The 699-nt window shown below is 70.5% G+C and carries 1 protein-coding gene; it reads right to left on the bottom strand.

All coding sequences use genetic code 11. The features are described from left to right. Window positions 1-569: helix-turn-helix domain-containing protein (locus FGX59_RS37180; RefSeq protein ID WP_370296522.1), on the bottom strand; the 569-nt coding region annotated here is incomplete at its 3' end. Window positions 570-699: the final 130 nt, after the last annotated feature.

The following is a 699-nucleotide window of genomic DNA, read 5'->3' as shown; positions in this document are numbered from 1 at the left end:
ACATGGGCGCCGATCCAGTCGGACAGGCCCTGTGTCCAGACCGCCTCGACATAGGTGTAGCTCGAGGCGCCGAGCACCCCGACGAAGATCTGCGCCTGCCGGACCTCGCCGGTCTCGGGGCAGATCACCTCGACCGTGTCGCCCGCGAAATCGACGAAGGCGCGGTCGCCGGCAGCGTGATGCTGGCGCATGCTCGGCGCGAGCCGCCCCTCCCAGCGGCGGTAGAGGTCGCAAAACCGGCTGTAGCCATAGCCGTCGGCGGGATGTGCGGCGCGGTATTCCTCCCAGAGCAGCGACAGCGTCACGCCCTTGCGGCGGAGTTCCCGGTGGACATGCGCCCAGTCCGGCGGCGCCAGGCCCCGCCGCGTCGCGCCGCCCACCGGCTGGAACAGGCGCTGCTCCAGATCGGCATCGCAGGTGCCCTCGGGCAGCGGCCAGGACAGCCCCGCCCGGTCGGCCCGCTTGAGGTAGTCGGACACGGTCGACTGCCCGAGCCCGAGGCTTGACGCGATCTTCCGCGTCGACAGTCCCGCGGCCTTCAGCCGGAGGGCTTCCGAAATCTTGCGCATCGGCAATCGTCTCATCCTGGGGGTCCTCGCACGTCCTGTTGGACGGCAAGGCTACCCCGCCACACGATCGCCCAGCGGCGTCTCCAGACCGGGATCCGGGGTGACCGGATGTCCCGGAATCCGTGACCGG

It is taken from the genome of Poseidonocella sp. HB161398 (assembly GCF_005870025.1).
Classification (GTDB): domain Bacteria; phylum Pseudomonadota; class Alphaproteobacteria; order Rhodobacterales; family Rhodobacteraceae; genus Mangrovicoccus.
This window is presented reverse-complemented; position numbering and strand designations above follow the sequence as displayed.